We start from the raw sequence: 14,755 nt of genomic DNA, 5'->3' as shown, positions 1-14,755 counted from the left end.
CATCTGCTTCATCGGAAAACTCAGCGGGTGGAATCCGGGTATTTTGCCAAAATCAGGAAGTCTTCTTCAGAATTTCCCTAAATTGGCCTGGGTATTGCTGATCTAGACCAGCACCGCTTACTGCACACACCGCAATCGCAAAGGAGTTTCCAATGAAACAACTGCTGATGGCTTCACTAATGGGTTCGGCTATTGCTCTGGCAACCTCTGCCATGGCTGCTGATATGGATATGCAGGCACTGGAAAAAGCTGCACGCGCAGAGGGCGCAGTGAATAGTGTCGGCATGCCGGACACCTGGGCCAACTGGAAGGACACCTGGGTTGACCTGGAGAAAATGTATGGCCTCAAGCACATGGACACTGACATGAGCTCGGCCCAGGAAATTGCCAAATTCGCCGCTGAAAAAGACAACGCCACCGCCGACATCGGCGACGTCGGTGCGGCCTTCGGCCCCATCGCTGTGCAGCAGGGTGTTACCCAAGCCTACAAGCCGAGCACCTGGGAACAGATTCCAGCCTGGGCCAAAGACACCGACGGTCACTGGATGCTCGCCTACACCGGCTCCATCGCGTTTATCGTCAACAAGCAGCTGGTCAAGGATATTCCGCGCTCCTGGGCTGACCTGAAAACCGGCACCTACAAAGTCTCCGCCGGCGATGTCAGCACCGCCGCACAAGCCGTAAACGGCGTATTAGCTGCCGCCATCGCCATGGGTGGTGATGAAAGCAACGTCAAACCAGCACTGGAATTCTACGGTGAGCTGGCCAAACAGGGCCGTCTGTCGCTGGCCAATCCAACTATCCAGACCCTGGAAAAAGGTGAAGTGGAAGTCGGCGTGGTGTGGGACTTCAACGGCCTGTCCTACCGCGACCAGATTGACCCAGAGCGCTTCGAAGTGCTGATCCCGTCTGATGGTTCGGTGATTTCCGGCTACAGCACCATCATCAATAAGTGGGCGAAAAACCCCAACGCCGCCAAACTGGCGCGTGAGTACATCTTGAGCGACGCTGGCCAAATCAACCTGGCCAAAGGTAATGCCCGCCCGATCCGCGCCGAACACCTGACCCTGCCCGCCGAGGTGCAAGCCAAGTTGCTGCCGCAAGAGCAGTACGCCAAGGTTCAGCCGATCAAGGATACGGCTGCCTGGGAAGCCACCTCCAAAGCCCTGCCGCGACTGTGGCAAGAGCACGTCATCATCAATATGAACTAACGCAATCGGGCCCCGGACACACCGGGGCCGATTCGCTTACTAAGGCTTTAAATCATGTCGCACAACGTCATCCTCGTGGTTCTGGATGGCTTGAGCTATCAGGTGGCTCAGCATGCGCTGGGGCATCTGCAGGCTTACTGCCAAGCGGGCCGCGCAGCACTGTACAAGCTCAACTGTGAACTCCCAGCCCTGTCACGTCCGTTGTATGAAGCGATTCTGAGCGGTGTTGCGCCCATCGACAGCGGCATCGTCAATAACGATGTATCGCGCCTGTCGACCCAGCGCAGCATGTTCCACTACGCCCACGACGCCGGCCTGATTACCGCCGCCGCGGCCTATCACTGGGTCAGCGAGCTGTATAACCGTTCCCCTTTCCAGGCCGCCCGTGATCGCCACACCAGCGATACCGAGTTGCCTATCCAGCACGGTCACTTTTACTACGCCGACCATTACCCGGACTCACACCTGTTCGCTGACGCCGACAGCCTGCGTCAGCGCCACGCGCCCAACTTGCTGCTGGTGCACCCGATGAATATCGACGATGCCGGCCACAAGCATGGCCTCGACAGCGCGCAATACCGCAACAGCGCACGCATGGCCGATGTACATCTGGCCGAATACATTCAGCCCTGGCTGGATGCGGGTTATCAGATTCTGGTGACCGCCGACCACGGCATGAACAACGACCGCTCGCACAATGGCTTACTACCAGAAGAACGCGAAGTGCCATTGCTGGTGCTCGGCAGCGCCTTCAGCCTTGACCTCAGCGCCCAGCCTAAACAGCTGGAGATATGCGGTACGGTCTGTGAGCTGCTCGGCATCGCCCACGACAAACCTCTGTGCCGGGAGCTTTTATTGTGATGTCTGCGTTGCGCGGCAAATGGTTGGCCTTGCTCTGCCTGCTGCCCTTTGCCCTGTTCTTTATCGCCTTTCAGATCGCCCCGTTGCTCTGGGTCGCCAGCAACAGCCTGCACACCAGCGAAGGCTGGGGCCTGGGTAATTTCAGCGAAGCCTTTGCCTCGCCCTTCTACCGTCAGGCCATGCGCCACAGCTTGGAGGTGGCGTTCTGGTCGAGCTTAATTGGCATCAGCATCGCCATCCTCGGTAGCTACTCGCTGCGGCAGGTCGACAGCAAGCTGCGCGACTTTGTTATGGCCTTCACCAACATGACCAGTAATTTTGCTGGCGTGCCACTGGCGTTTGCCTTTGTCATCTTGCTTGGCTTCAACGGCGCAATGACCATTCTGCTCAAGCAGGCGGGGATCATTGAGGACTTCAATCTCTACTCGAAAACCGGGCTGATTGTGCTTTACACCTATTTCCAGATCCCCCTCGGTGTACTGCTGCTCTACCCAGCCTTTGATGCCTTGCGCGAAGACTGGCGCGAGTCTGCCGAATTACTCGGTGCGAGCAACTGGCAATTCTGGCGCCATATCGGCGTTCCCGTACTGACCCCAGCCCTGCTCGGTACCTTCGTGATTCTCATGGCCAACGCCCTAGGGGCTTACGCCACGGTGTATGCACTGACCACCGGTAACTTCAACATCCTGCCGATCCGTATTGCTGCCATGGTCTCTGGCGACATCTTCCTCGACCCGAACATGGCCAGTGCGTTGGCGATGATTCTGGTGGGATTGATGACCCTGATCACCCTGGTTCACCAATGGCTGCTGCGCCGGAGCTACCATGTCTCACGCTGAAAAACGCTCACCGCTGTTTCATCAGTTGGTGGTCTACACCTTGATGCTGATTCTGCTTATGCCGCTGCTGGGCACCTTGATCTACTCGCTGTCGACCAGCTGGTCGGCGACCATTCTGCCAAGCGGGCTGACCTTCAAGTGGTACCTGGCGCTATGGAGCGATGCACGCTTTCTGTCCGCCTTCGGCCGCTCATTGCTGGTGTGCTTTGCCGCACTGGCCTTGTCGTTGGTCTTGATACTGCCGCTGCTGTTCGTGGTCAGTTATCACTTCCCCAAGCTCGACGCAGTGATGAATGTGCTGATTTTGCTGCCGTTCGCCATTCCGCCAGTGGTCTCCTCGGTGGGTCTGATGCAGCTGTTTGCCGGTGGCCCGCTGCCGATCCTCGGCACGCCGTGGATCCTGATTGGCTGCTACTTCACCATCGCCCTGCCCTTTATGTACCGCGCGATCAGCAACAACCTGCAAGCGATCAACCTACGCGACCTGATGGACGCCGCCCACTTGCTGGGTGCCAGTACCTGGCGCGCGGCTTTTATGGTGGTGCTGCCCAACCTGCGCAAAGGCTTGATGGTGTCAGTATTCCTGTCTTTTAGTTTCCTGTTCGGTGAGTTCGTGTTTGCCAACCTATTGGTCGGCAGCCGCTTCGAGACCCTGCAGGTGTACCTCTACAACATGCGTAACGACAGCGGTCATTTCACCAGCGCCCTGGTGATTTCCTACTTTATGTTCGTGCTGCTGATGACCTGGGCGGCCAACCGCCTGAATAAGGACAAGTCATGAGTTATCTGAGTATTCAAGGCCTGCATAAAAGCTACGGCGCCACCTCGATTTTCAGCGATATCAATTGCGAAATTGCCAAGGGCGAATTCATCACCCTGCTCGGCCCATCTGGCTGCGGCAAATCCACCCTGCTGCGCTGCGTCGCCGGATTAACCGGGGTCAATGGCGGGCAGATTCTCCTCGACGGTGAAGACCTGGTACCCGTTGCCCCGCAAAAGCGTGGCATCGGCATGGTGTTCCAGAGCTACGCGCTGTTCCCCAACATGACCGTGCAGCAAAACGTCGCCTTTGGCTTGCGCATGCAGAAGGTCAAAGGCAGTGAGGCTGAGCAACGGGTCAAGGAGGTACTTGAACTGGTCGAGCTGAATGACTTTGCCAACCGCTACCCACCGCAACTCTCAGGTGGTCAGTGCCAACGTGTCGCCCTGGCACGCTCGCTGGTCACCCGCCCGCGCCTGCTGCTGCTCGATGAGCCGCTGTCAGCGCTGGACGCACGTATCCGCAAGCACCTGCGTGAGCAAATCCGCAACATCCAGCAGGAGCTGGGCCTGACCACCATCTTCGTCACCCATGACCAGGAAGAAGCGCTGGTCATGAGCGACCGCATCTTCCTGATGAACGGCGGCAAGATTGTCCAGAGCGGCGATGCCGAAACCCTCTACACCGCGCCGGCCGATGTCTTTGCCGCCGGTTTTATCGGCAACTACAACCTGCTCGATGCCGATGCCGCCAGCCGCCTGCTACTGCGGCCGATCCATAGCCGCGTGGCGATTCGCCCGGAGGCTATCCAGATCGGCGCACAAGGCAGCATCGAAGGACACATTCGCAGCCACCGCCTGCTCGGCAACGTAATCCGTTACAGCGTCGAAGCCCGTGGCGTCGAACTGCTGGTGGATGTACTCAATCGCTCCCCCGCTGACCTGCACGCCCGTGGTCAGCACATCAACCTGAACATTGAAGACAACGCTATTTGTGAGGTGGCCTGATGGCCCTGGCAATTTTCGACCTGGACGAAACCCTGATCGGCGGCGACTGCGCCAGCCTATGGACCCAGGAAATGGTCAAGCTCGGCTGGGCCGACGCCGACAGCTTTATCACCCATGAACAGGAGCTGATGCGCCAATACGCTGCCGGCGAGCTGGCCATGGAGGACTATATGGCCTTCACCCTGTCGCCACTGGTGGGTCGCACGCCGGAAGAAGTCGCCCATGTGGTCGAGCCGTTTGTTGAAGACGTGATCGAGCCGATTTTCTACAGCGACGCCACCCGCTGCCTGGCCAACCACCGCGCTGCTGGTGACCGCATTTTAGTCATCTCCGCCTCGGCGCACTTTCTGGTCAGCGCCGTTGCTGCACGCCTGAAAATCGAAGAAGTGCTGGCCATCGATCTGGAAGTTCAACATGGCCACTACAGCGGCCGTACTCAGGGCGTCATGACCTACCGCGAAGGCAAGGTCAGCCGCCTGCAGGACTGGCTGCAGGAGCAGGGAGAAACCCTCGACGGCGCCTATTTTTACTCCGACTCACGTAACGATCTGCCGCTATTACAACGGGTTGATAACCCCCACGTGGTCAACCCCGACCCCACCCTGCTGCAACACGCCGAACAAGCTGGCTGGCCGATTCTTAACTGGCGTTAGGTCAAACCTCAACGGGTTGCATGATGCGTTCACAGGCAGCGGTTAACGCCACTGCCAGCTCCCGGGCATAGGCCGGCAGCTGCTGCCTGGCATGCAACGCCACTTCCACATCGACCACCGGTGCAAAGCCCTCGGCGGCGCCCAGCTCGCGGTGCCCAGCCGTAAGCAAGCGGCGTGGTAGCAACGTAAGCCCCAGCCCGCCTTCGGCGGCGGCACTGACCCCCGACAGGTTGCTGCTGACATAGGCGATACGCCAAGGCTTACCCATGGCATCCAGCGCATGGGTCATCTCCAGGCGATACAGCCCATTGGGTGGAAACACCGCCAGCGGCGCCGGGTTACGCTCAAGCACTGGGCGTGCACGGCTGTCCATCCAAGCCAACGGCTCGGGCCAACTGGCCAGCCCTTTAACACTGCCGATACGCTGCTTGATCAGGGCCAGATCAAGTTCACCAGCATTGAAGGCGCTCCACACGTCATGGCTGAGCCCGTTGATAATTTCCAGGCGAATACCCGGATGGCTATCGGCGAAATCTGCCAAGCAGGAGGTCAGGCTATCGGCGGCGAAGTCGTCCGGCACGCCCAGGCGCACTTCACCTGTCTGCTGATTGCGGCCCATGGCCAGCTCCGCTTCGTCGATCAACGCGACGATACGGTTGGCGTAACCGAGCATGCGTTCGCCTTCAGTGGTCGTCACCACATAGCGCCCGCCACGTTCGAGTAACTCTGCGCCCACCTGCTCTTCTAAGCGGCGCACCTGTTGGCTGACCGTCGACTGGGTCAGGTGCAGGCTCGCCGCTGCACGGGTAAACCCGCCCGTCTGCACCACGGTTAGAAAAGCGCGTAACAACACCGGATCAAGCATGGCGACAACCTATTCACAAATCCACTGAGCAGGATTCTACTATTTAATTTCAGAATCCACGCGCATGTTCCTATAGTAGAGCCACGCCGGGAATCCAAGCCACGGCTCACTTATTTCGCTTTCCCGTCGGCCTAATGCCGACGCCCCATAGAGGCCTGTCTCGATGAGCCAAACAACTTACTACGCCCCACATGGTGGTCACCCGGATCAGAAACAACTGCTGACCGATCGCGCCATGTTCACCGAAGCCTATGCCGTGATCCCCAAAGGGGTGATGCGTGACATCGTCACCAGCCACCTGCCGTTCTGGGACAAGATGCGCATGTGGGTCATCGCCCGTCCGCTGACCGGTTTCGCCGAGACCTTCTCGCAGTACATCGTCGAAGTCGCCCCTGAAGGCGGCAGCGAGCGCCCCGAGCTGGACCCGAACGCCGAAGCGGTCTTGTTCGTGGTCGAAGGCCAAATCGACATCACCCTCGAAGGCAAGCAGCACACCCTAGCACCGGGCGGCTACGCCTTCCTCGCGCCAGGCGCCGAGTGGAGCCTGCGCAATAACACCAAGGCCAACGTCACCTTCCACTGGCTGCGCAAGCACTACCAGAAAGTCGAAGGGCTGCCGGCGCCAGAGTCGTTCGTCACCCACCGCGACAACGCCACCGTCATCGAGATGCCGGGCACAGACGGCGCTTGGAAGACCACCCGCTTCGTCGACATGGCCGACATGCGCCACGATATGCACGTCAACATCGTGACCTTCCAGCCCGGCGGCGTGATCCCATTCGCCGAGACCCACGTGATGGAACACGGCCTGTACGTGCTCGAAGGCAAGGCGGTGTACCGCCTGAACCAGGACTGGGTCGAGGTTGAGGCCGGCGACTTCATGTGGCTGCGCGCCTTCTGCCCGCAAGCCTGCTATTCCGGCGGCCCAGGCCCGTTCAGCTACCTGCTGTACAAGGACGTGAACCGCCATATGCCGCTAACCCTGACCGGCCAGCCGCGCTAAGCGCTGAAATCCGTACAAAAAAACGGGCCACCCTCACAGGTGGCCCGTTTTTTTATCTGTTACTCGGCACGATTGCTAGCGCCGGCGCATAGCACAGCGCAACAAACGGGATATATCAGCTGCGGATCAGGTGATCGAAGGCGCTCAACGACGCTTTGGCACCCTCGCCAATTGCGATCACAATCTGCTTGTAAGGCACCGTGGTTACATCGCCTGCGGCGAAAATGCCCGGCACGCTGGTGCTGCCTTTGGCATCGACAATGATCTCGCCACGGGGCGACAGCTCGATCACGCCCTTGAGCCAATCACTGTTGGGCAGCAGGCCGATCTGCACGAAGATGCCTTCCAGCTCGACGGTGTGCAGCTGTTCAGTGGTGCGATCCTGGTAAACCAGGCCGCTGACCTTCTGACCATCGCCTTTCACTTCAGTGGTCAGCGCGCTCTTGATGATGCTCACGTTAGGCAAGCTGTTGAGCTTCTTCTGCAGCACTGCATCGGCACGTAACTGGTTGTCGAACTCGATTAGGGTGACATGAGCAACGATGCCGGCCAGATCAATCGCGGCTTCAACACCGGAGTTACCCCCGCCAATCACCGCCACACGCTTGCCCTTGAACAATGGGCCATCGCAGTGCGGGCAATAAGCGACGCCTTTACCGCGGTACTCCTGCTCGCCGGGCACGTTCATCTCTCTCCAGCGCGCACCAGTGGCGAGAATCAGCGTCTTGGCTTTCAGTGAGGCGCCGCTGTCGAACTGCACTTCATGCAGCTCACCTGCCTGTTTGGCAGGAATAATGGCACTGGCACGCTGCAGGTTCATGATGTCGACGTCGTACTGCTTAACGTGCTCTTCCAGGGCGCGAACCAACTTCGGCCCTTCAGTTTCCTGCACCGAAATAAAGTTCTCGATAGCCATGGTGTCGAGCACCTGTCCACCAAAACGCTCAGCGGCCACACCAGTTCGGATGCCTTTGCGCGCGGCATACACAGCCGCTGCGGCACCGGCTGGGCCACCGCCAACCACCAGCACATCAAATGCATCTTTGGCGTTGAGCTTCTCGGCATCACGCTTGGCTGCACCGGTGTCGATCTTGGCAAGAATCTCTTCCACGCCCATACGGCCCTGGCTGAACAACTCACCATTCAGGTAGATGCTCGGCACCGACATGATCTGCCGCTCTTCGACCTCGGCCTGGAACAGCGCGCCATCGATGGCCACATGACGAATGTTCGGGTTGAGCACGGCCATTAAGTTCAGTGCCTGCACCACATCCGGGCAGTTCTGGCAGGAAAGTGAGAAATAGGTTTCGAAGCTGAACTGGCCTTCAACACCTTTTACCTGCTCAATCACATCCGCTTCAAGCTTGGACGGATGGCCGCCGACTTGCAGCAGTGCCAACACCAGGGAGGTAAATTCATGGCCCATAGGGATGCCGGCAAAACGCAAGCCGATATCTGCACCCGGGCGATTCAGCGCGAAGGACGGCACGCGGTTGTCGCTGCCATCTTCACGCAACGTGATCTTGTCAGTCAGGCTGACGATGTCATGTAACAGCGCACTCAGCTCGCGGGACTTGTCGCTGTCATCAAGGGACGCGACGATCTCGAACGGTTGAGTGACCTTTTCCAGATAGGCCTTCAATTGGGCTTTAAGCGTGGCGTCCAACATGATTCAGGTATCCCTTTAACAAAATTCAGGAACAAAAACGCCCGGACGGATTGCGCCCGGGCGTCGGGCACTAAAGAGGCTGGGTTACAACCCTAAAGCGCAGAGCGGATTTAAAACCGTTTCAGCAAACTGCCCGCCGGGGCGAGGCAGCGCTGAAAGCGTTTTTAGATCTTGCCAACCAGGTCCAGCGACGGAGCCAGGGTCTTCTCGCCTTCTTTCCACTTAGCCGGGCACACTTCGCCTGGATGAGCAGCGGTGTACTGAGCCGCTTTCAGCTTGCGCAGGGTTTCCGAAACGTCACGGGCGATTTCGTTGGAGTGGATTTCAACGGTCTTGATCACGCCTTCTGGGTTGATCAGGAACGTGCCGCGCAATGCCAGGCCTTCTTCCGGGATATGCACACCGAAAGCATTGGTCAGCTGGTGAGTCGGGTCACCGATCAGCGGGAACTGAGCCTTGCCTACTGCAGGCGAAGTTTCGTGCCAAACCTTGTGCGAGAAGTGGGTATCGGTGGTGACGATGTACACCTCGGTACCGGCTTTCTGGAACTCAGCGTAGTTGTTGGCGGCGTCTTCAATCTCAGTTGGGCAGTTGAAGGTAAAGGCCGCTGGCATAAAGATCAGGACCGACCACTTGCCCTTCAGGGATTCTTCGGTGACTTCAATGAACTTGCCATTGTGAAAAGCGTTGACCTTGAACGGTTGAACTTGGGTGTTGATGAGGTTCATCTCTGCTTCCTTCTGAGGGTTAACAAATTTACAGGGCCCATTTTAGCGCCTTAAACAAAAAAAGCTTATTAATTGCCGCCATGGCATCGATTGACTAAACCAATCAACCCCACCTTTAAATCAAGGTTGGGTCTATGACCAATACCAGCTTGCCGTTGACCTGGTTAGACGCCAACGACGCAAAAGCAGCTTCGGCATCTTTGAGCGCATACGCCTGCTGAAGTTGCGGGCTAAGCCGCCCCTCGGCAAAGAGCGGCCAGACAAACTGCTGCACATCACGCAATAGATCCGCCTTGAACTGCTCATCGCGGTTGCGCAGAGTCGAGCCAATCAGCTGGATGCGTTTGCCCAACAGCAGCCCAAGATCCAGCTCAGCCTGGCGCCCGCCAAGTAAGCCAATATTTACCCAGCGGCCATCCTGAGCCAGCAAGCCCAGGTTAAGCGCGGCGTAACTACCGCCTACCGGGTCGAGGATCACATCGAACGGCGCAAAGTCGCGCAGCGCTTGTAACTGTTGCTCGCCACGCAGCACACCGCCCTGAGCACCCAGGCTTTCACAGTAGGCTAAGCGCTCTGGCGAGCCGACACTGACCCACGTCGGGCTGCCGAACGCTTTGCATAACTGAATAGCTGCCGAACCGACGCCGCTGGCCCCAGCATGCAACAGCACCTTTTGCCCGGGCTTGAGAGCTGCAAGCTGGAACAGATTGAGCCAGGCCGTGGCATAGACCTCTGGCAATGCCGCAGCCTCATGCAGCGTCACCCCATCAGGCACAGGCAACGCGTGGCGTGCATCGACCACCACCTCCTCAGCCATACCGCCACCGCTCAACAGTGCGCAAACCCGGTCACCCACTTTCCAGTCGCAACCGGCGCCCACCTCACTGACAATACCCGCGCATTCCAGCCCAAGAATCTCAGTGATGCCCGGCGGCGGCGGATAGAGCCCGGCGCGCTGTAACAAGTCAGCACGGTTGAGGCCGGCGGCCGCAACACGGATGCGAATTTCCCCAATATCACAGGCCGGCGCTGGGTGTTCTACCCATTCCACACGGCCTTCAACGCCTTGCAATGCCTTCACGCTGCCTCCATAGTGCATTTAAACCGAGCCCGGCGCTGAACACCGGGCTTTTGCATTGCGCCGATGGAACCGGGCGCCATTAAAGACGGCCTAATATGCGTTATAAACAGCCCACACGTCGAACCAGCATGAAGCGATCCTTACTCAGCGCCACCCTCGCCTTGTCGTTTGCCCTGAGCGCACTGCCGCTCGCGGCGAAAACCACCAGTAACTCCTGGGAGTACCTGCAGCCTGACCGCGAGCAGGTGATCGCCAGCCTCAACGTCGTCGAGCTGTTGAAGCGTCATCATTACAACAAGCCACCGCTGAATGACGAGCGCTCGGAGAAAATCTATCAGGGCTACCTGAAGATGCTCGACCCCTCGCGCAGCTATTTTATCGCCAGCGATATCGCGGAATTCGACCAATGGCGCACGCGCTTTGACGACTTTCTGAAGAACGGCGATCTGCAACCCGGCTTTGCTATCTACACGCGCCACTTGGAGCGCCTGCAAGGTCGCCTGCAGTTCGCCTTGGCGATGCTCGAACAAGGCGTCGACACGATTGATTTCGACACCGATGAAAGCCTGCTGATCGACCGCGAGAATGCCCCTTGGGTCAAGAACGTCGCTGAACTGGATGATCTATGGCGCAAGCGGGTAAAAGATGAAGTGCTGCGCCTGAAAATTGCCGGCAAAGAGCCCAAAGCGATTCAGGAATTGCTGACCAAGCGCTACAAAAACCAAGTCGCGCGGCTGCAGCAAACCCGTGGCGAAGACGTGTTCCAGGCGTACATCAATGCCTTTGCCATGTCCTACGACCCGCACACCACTTACCTGTCGCCCGATAACGCGGAAAACTTCGACATCAATATGAGCCTCTCGCTCGAAGGTATTGGTGCGGTCCTGCAAAGCGACAACGAACACGTCAAAGTCGTGCGCCTGGTCCCGGCGGGACCTGCAGAAAAGAGCAAGCAGATCGCCCCTGCTGACAAGATCATCGGTGTTGCCCAGGGCAGCAAGGAAATGGTCGACGTCATCGGCTGGCGGTTGGATGAAGTGGTCAAACTGATTCGTGGCCCGAAAGGCTCGCAGGTGCGTCTGGAAGTAATTCCGGCCAGCAACGCCCCGAACGACCAAACCAGTAAAGTTGTGTCCATTACCCGTGAAGCGGTGAAGCTGGAAGAGCAAGCGGCGAAGAAGTCGGTTCTTCACCTTAAACACGAGAACCGCGACTACACCCTGGGTGTTATTGAAATTCCAGCCTTCTACCTGGACTTCAAAGCCTTCCGTGCTGGCGACCCTAACTATAAAAGCACCACCCGTGACGTTAAACGCCTGCTGAGCGAGCTGGAAAAAGAAAACGTTGATGGCGTGGTCATCGACCTGCGTAACAACGGCGGCGGCTCACTGCAGGAAGCCACCGAGCTGACCGGGCTGTTTATCGACCAAGGCCCCACCGTACTGGTGCGCAACAGCGATGGTCGAGTTGACGTACTGGCCGATGAGAACACCGGCATTTACTACAAAGGCCCGCTGGCCGTGCTGGTCAATCGCCTGTCAGCATCAGCTTCGGAAATTTTCGCGGGCGCCATGCAGGACTATCACCGCGCGCTGATCCTCGGCGGTCAGACCTTCGGTAAAGGCACTGTGCAGACCATTCAACCGCTCAATCATGGTGAGCTGAAACTGACCCTGGCCAAGTTCTATCGCGTCTCAGGGCAAAGCACCCAGCACCAGGGCGTAATCCCGGACATTCAGTACCCTGACATCATGGACACCAAGGAAATCGGTGAGAGCGCCCTGCCCGAGGCAATGCCGTGGGACAGCATCAAACCCGCGATAAAGCCTGAGCTGGACGCGATTAAACCGTTCCTCGCCGAACTGCAGAGCCGCTATGAGAAGCGCACCGCGCAAAATGCGGACTTCACCTTCGCCCGCGAACGCCTGCAACTGGCGCAAAAGCTGATGAAGGAAACCACCGTCAGCCTCAATGAGGCGAAGCGCCGCGCCCAGCAAACGGACATCGAAAGTCAGCAACTGGCGATCGAAAACAGCCGGCGTAAAGCCAAAGGTGAAGCGCTGCTGAACAAGCTCAAGCAAGAAGACGAAGATGCATTACCGGTGGAAGACAAGAAAATTAAACCGGAAGATGATGCCTTCCTCGCCGAAAGCGGGCGCATCCTGCTCGATTACTTAGGCCTAAACACTCGCCTGGCCAAACAGTAAATCACGGGCGTCATCAAAGGGTCATCAAACTGTCGTGAAATGCGGGGACTGGTAGCAATGCCAGTCCCCGTTTTTTATGCCACAGAGAGCCGTCATGAACGTCACCGAGCAGTTCCGCGCGCTGGACACCATCCTCGCCAATGGCGACCTGCATAGCCTGTTTCAACCGATTTTCTCCTTGTCCGAACGGCGCATTCTCGGCTACGAAGCCCTTAGCCGCGGGCCATCCAACAGCGCCCTGCACTCGCCCATTAACCTATTCGCAGTGGCGCGTAGTGCGGGTCGCTTAAGTGAGCTGGAACTGCTCTGCCGCAAGAATGCCTGCCAACGTTTCAGCCAGCTCAAGCTTGAAGGCAAGCTGTTCCTCAACGTTTCGCCGGACTCACTGATGGAGCCCAAGCATCAGCCCGGACGCACCTTGCAACTGCTGCAAAGCCTGGGCATTCCACCCAGCCGGGTGGTGATCGAGTTGACCGAGCAATCGCCCACCGACGACTTTGCCATGCTCGACAAAGCCCTACACCACTACCGTGCCATGGGATTTTCGATTGCCCTCGATGATCTCGGCGCGGGCTATTCAAGCTTGCGTCTATGGTCAGAGCTGCGTCCGGATTACGTGAAGATTGACCGGCACTTTATCGACGGCATTCATCAGGATGCGGTCAAGCGCGAGTTCGTTGGCTCAATCCTGAAAATGGCCAAAGCCTCGCGCGCGCAAGTGATTGCCGAAGGCATCGAACTGCCCGAGGAACTCGGCGTATTAGCCGACATGGGCGTCGACCTGCTGCAAGGCTACCTGCTCTGCCGTCCGCAGGAGCAGCCACCGTGCGACGCTACCAACTTACTGCCCAATAGCAGCTCCAGTAGCGTACTGACTGAAGACATCAGCGACTTGCGCAGCCTGCTCAACACGCAACCAGCCGTCGCGTTAAGTACGCCCACCAGCGAAGTGCTGGAAATGTTTCGTGCTCAGGCCAACCTCAATACAGTGGCCGTACTCAACGAAGCCCAGCAACCCGTGGGCATTGTGCACCGCCACTCATTGGCCGAAGCCTTGCTCAAACCCTTTGCCAACGAGTTGTACGCGCGCAAACCGATTAGCCGTCTGATGAGTGATGACTATCTGGCTGTGGAATCCAGTCAGTCTTTGCAACAAGTCAGCCGCCTGCTTACCAGCCGTGCTCGCCAGCGGATCGAGGAAGACTTCATCATCACTGAGAACGGCTGCTATAGCGGATTGGGCCGGGTGATTGATGTACTCAAGCTGATCACTGAACTAAAGATCCAGCAGGCTCGCTATGCCAACCCACTGACCCTGCTGCCGGGTAATGTACCGATTCAGCAGTGCCTCACTCGCCTACTGCAGCAAGGCAGAGAGGCCGTGGTGTGCTATGTGGATATCGACAACTTTAAGCCGTTCAACGACATCTACGGCTATGGCAAAGGCGATGAAGTGCTGCTCAGTCTGGCGCAATGCTTAAATGACCGGGTCGACCCGACGCGGGACTTTGTCGGGCATATCGGCGGCGATGATTTTTTGCTGGTACTCGGCTCGCAGGATTGGCGCGCGCGGCTCAATCGCCTGCTGGAAGATTTCCAGAGCCAATGTCGACGCTTCTATCGCGAAGATGACCTGCACGCTGGCTGCTTTGTCGCCCACGACCGCAACGGTAAACGCCAGGAATACGGTTTACTGTCGCTGTCATTGGGGGTGGTACACCTGCATCCCGAGCAATGTGCACAGCTCGATGCCAGCCAGTTGGCGGCCCTGGCATCTGAAGCGAAGCGACATGCCAAGGCAGTGCCAGGTTATAGCCTGCATATCATCGACACCCAGGCTGAAACAGCGGCCTGAGCCACGTATTACCTGC

Annotated in this window: 13 protein-coding genes; 9 read left to right on the top strand and 4 right to left on the bottom strand. The window is 58.1% G+C overall.

The genetic code is table 11. The annotated features are described in order from the left end of the window. Positions 1-152 precede the first annotated feature (152 nt). From N1078_RS17545 to N1078_RS17520, 6 genes are read left to right on the top strand one after another with little or no spacing between them, the layout of a single operon-like run. The gene (locus N1078_RS17545; protein WP_274089400.1) at positions 153-1,211 is read left to right on the top strand and encodes an ABC transporter substrate-binding protein; all 1,059 of its coding nucleotides are present in this window, start codon (positions 153-155) and stop codon (positions 1,209-1,211) included. Positions 1,212-1,265: 54 nt separating this feature from the next. Beyond that, on the top strand, positions 1,266-2,072 hold the full coding sequence (locus N1078_RS17540; RefSeq protein ID WP_274089399.1) for an alkaline phosphatase family protein: 807 nt from the start codon (positions 1,266-1,268) through the stop codon (positions 2,070-2,072). Next, positions 2,072-2,911 carry an ABC transporter permease gene (locus N1078_RS17535; RefSeq protein WP_274089398.1) on the top strand — a complete coding sequence of 280 codons (840 nt, stop codon included), beginning with the start codon at positions 2,072-2,074 and terminating at the stop codon, positions 2,909-2,911. The genes N1078_RS17540 and N1078_RS17535 overlap by 1 nt, the downstream gene beginning before the upstream one ends. Beyond that, the gene (locus N1078_RS17530; protein WP_274089397.1) at positions 2,898-3,692 is read left to right on the top strand and encodes an ABC transporter permease; all 795 of its coding nucleotides are present in this window, start codon (positions 2,898-2,900) and stop codon (positions 3,690-3,692) included. Before N1078_RS17535 ends, N1078_RS17530 begins: the two co-directional genes overlap by 14 nt. Next, positions 3,689-4,678: an ABC transporter ATP-binding protein gene (locus tag N1078_RS17525; protein ID WP_274089396.1), complete on the top strand. Its 990-nt coding sequence runs from the start codon at positions 3,689-3,691 to the stop codon at positions 4,676-4,678. Before N1078_RS17530 ends, N1078_RS17525 begins: the two co-directional genes overlap by 4 nt. Further along, on the top strand, positions 4,678-5,331 hold the full coding sequence (locus N1078_RS17520; protein WP_274089395.1) for an HAD family hydrolase: 654 nt from the start codon (positions 4,678-4,680) through the stop codon (positions 5,329-5,331). Before N1078_RS17525 ends, N1078_RS17520 begins: the two co-directional genes overlap by 1 nt. A gap of 1 nt (position 5,332) precedes the next feature. Here the strand turns inward: N1078_RS17520 and N1078_RS17515 are convergent, their stop codons facing one another. Next, positions 5,333-6,196: a LysR substrate-binding domain-containing protein gene (locus N1078_RS17515; protein ID WP_274089394.1), complete on the bottom strand. Its 864-nt coding sequence runs from the start codon at positions 6,194-6,196 to the stop codon at positions 5,333-5,335. 163 nt (positions 6,197-6,359) lie between these two features. On the opposite strand from N1078_RS17515, the gene N1078_RS17510 reads away from it, so the two are divergent. Beyond that, positions 6,360-7,199, top strand: coding sequence for a bifunctional allantoicase/(S)-ureidoglycine aminohydrolase (locus tag N1078_RS17510; RefSeq protein ID WP_274089393.1), 840 nt, complete (start codon positions 6,360-6,362; stop codon positions 7,197-7,199). Positions 7,200-7,314: 115 nt separating this feature from the next. Here N1078_RS17510 and ahpF read toward each other — a convergent pair whose 3' ends face one another. The 3 genes from ahpF to N1078_RS17495 all read right to left on the bottom strand — a co-directional run bounded on the left by ahpF (position 7,315) and on the right by N1078_RS17495 (position 10,677). After that, positions 7,315-8,868 (bottom strand): alkyl hydroperoxide reductase subunit F, encoded by a 1,554-nt coding sequence (gene ahpF / locus N1078_RS17505; protein WP_274089392.1) that lies wholly within the window; start codon positions 8,866-8,868, stop codon positions 7,315-7,317. A 164-nt stretch (positions 8,869-9,032) separates the two neighbouring features. Further along, complete coding sequence (ahpC, locus tag N1078_RS17500; protein ID WP_274089391.1) at positions 9,033-9,596, bottom strand: alkyl hydroperoxide reductase subunit C; 564 nt, start codon at positions 9,594-9,596, stop codon at positions 9,033-9,035. 115 nt (positions 9,597-9,711) lie between these two features. Continuing rightward, the gene (locus tag N1078_RS17495) at positions 9,712-10,677 is read right to left on the bottom strand and encodes an NAD(P)H-quinone oxidoreductase (protein WP_274089390.1); all 966 of its coding nucleotides are present in this window, start codon (positions 10,675-10,677) and stop codon (positions 9,712-9,714) included. 128 nt (positions 10,678-10,805) lie between these two features. Between N1078_RS17495 and N1078_RS17490 the strand changes: the two genes are divergently transcribed. Both N1078_RS17490 and N1078_RS17485 read left to right on the top strand, forming a co-directional pair. Beyond that, positions 10,806-12,884 carry a carboxy terminal-processing peptidase gene (locus N1078_RS17490; RefSeq protein ID WP_443218120.1) on the top strand — a complete coding sequence of 693 codons (2,079 nt, stop codon included), beginning with the start codon at positions 10,806-10,808 and terminating at the stop codon, positions 12,882-12,884. A 94-nt stretch (positions 12,885-12,978) separates the two neighbouring features. Continuing rightward, positions 12,979-14,739 carry a bifunctional diguanylate cyclase/phosphodiesterase gene (locus N1078_RS17485; protein ID WP_274089388.1) on the top strand — a complete coding sequence of 587 codons (1,761 nt, stop codon included), beginning with the start codon at positions 12,979-12,981 and terminating at the stop codon, positions 14,737-14,739. The last annotated feature ends 16 nt before the right edge of the window (positions 14,740-14,755 follow it).

This window comes from Pseudomonas sp. MIL19 (assembly GCF_028680365.1).
Taxonomy (GTDB): Bacteria; Pseudomonadota; Gammaproteobacteria; order Pseudomonadales; family Pseudomonadaceae; genus Aquipseudomonas; species Aquipseudomonas spirodelae.
The sequence above is the reverse complement of the archived record's forward strand: the minus strand, read 5'-3'. Positions and strand labels throughout refer to the sequence as shown.

Excerpts from the sequence above, each read along its gene's own strand:
- N1078_RS17545 (WP_274089400.1), top strand. The coding sequence starts at position 153 with ATGAAACAACTGCTGATGGCTTCACTAATGGGTTCGGCTATTGCTCTG.
- N1078_RS17540 (WP_274089399.1), top strand. The coding sequence starts at position 1,266 with ATGTCGCACAACGTCATCCTCGTGGTTCTGGATGGCTTGAGCTATCAG.
- N1078_RS17535 (WP_274089398.1), top strand. The coding sequence starts at position 2,072 with ATGTCTGCGTTGCGCGGCAAATGGTTGGCCTTGCTCTGCCTGCTGCCC.
- N1078_RS17530 (WP_274089397.1), top strand. The coding sequence starts at position 2,898 with ATGTCTCACGCTGAAAAACGCTCACCGCTGTTTCATCAGTTGGTGGTC.
- N1078_RS17525 (WP_274089396.1), top strand. The coding sequence starts at position 3,689 with ATGAGTTATCTGAGTATTCAAGGCCTGCATAAAAGCTACGGCGCCACC.
- N1078_RS17520 (WP_274089395.1), top strand. The coding sequence starts at position 4,678 with ATGGCCCTGGCAATTTTCGACCTGGACGAAACCCTGATCGGCGGCGAC.
- N1078_RS17515 (WP_274089394.1), bottom strand. The coding sequence starts at position 6,196 with ATGCTTGATCCGGTGTTGTTACGCGCTTTTCTAACCGTGGTGCAGACG.
- N1078_RS17510 (WP_274089393.1), top strand. The coding sequence starts at position 6,360 with ATGAGCCAAACAACTTACTACGCCCCACATGGTGGTCACCCGGATCAG.
- ahpF (WP_274089392.1), bottom strand. The coding sequence starts at position 8,868 with ATGTTGGACGCCACGCTTAAAGCCCAATTGAAGGCCTATCTGGAAAAG.
- ahpC (WP_274089391.1), bottom strand. The coding sequence starts at position 9,596 with ATGAACCTCATCAACACCCAAGTTCAACCGTTCAAGGTCAACGCTTTT.
- N1078_RS17490 (WP_443218120.1), top strand. The coding sequence starts at position 10,806 with ATGAAGCGATCCTTACTCAGCGCCACCCTCGCCTTGTCGTTTGCCCTG.
- N1078_RS17485 (WP_274089388.1), top strand. The coding sequence starts at position 12,979 with ATGAACGTCACCGAGCAGTTCCGCGCGCTGGACACCATCCTCGCCAAT.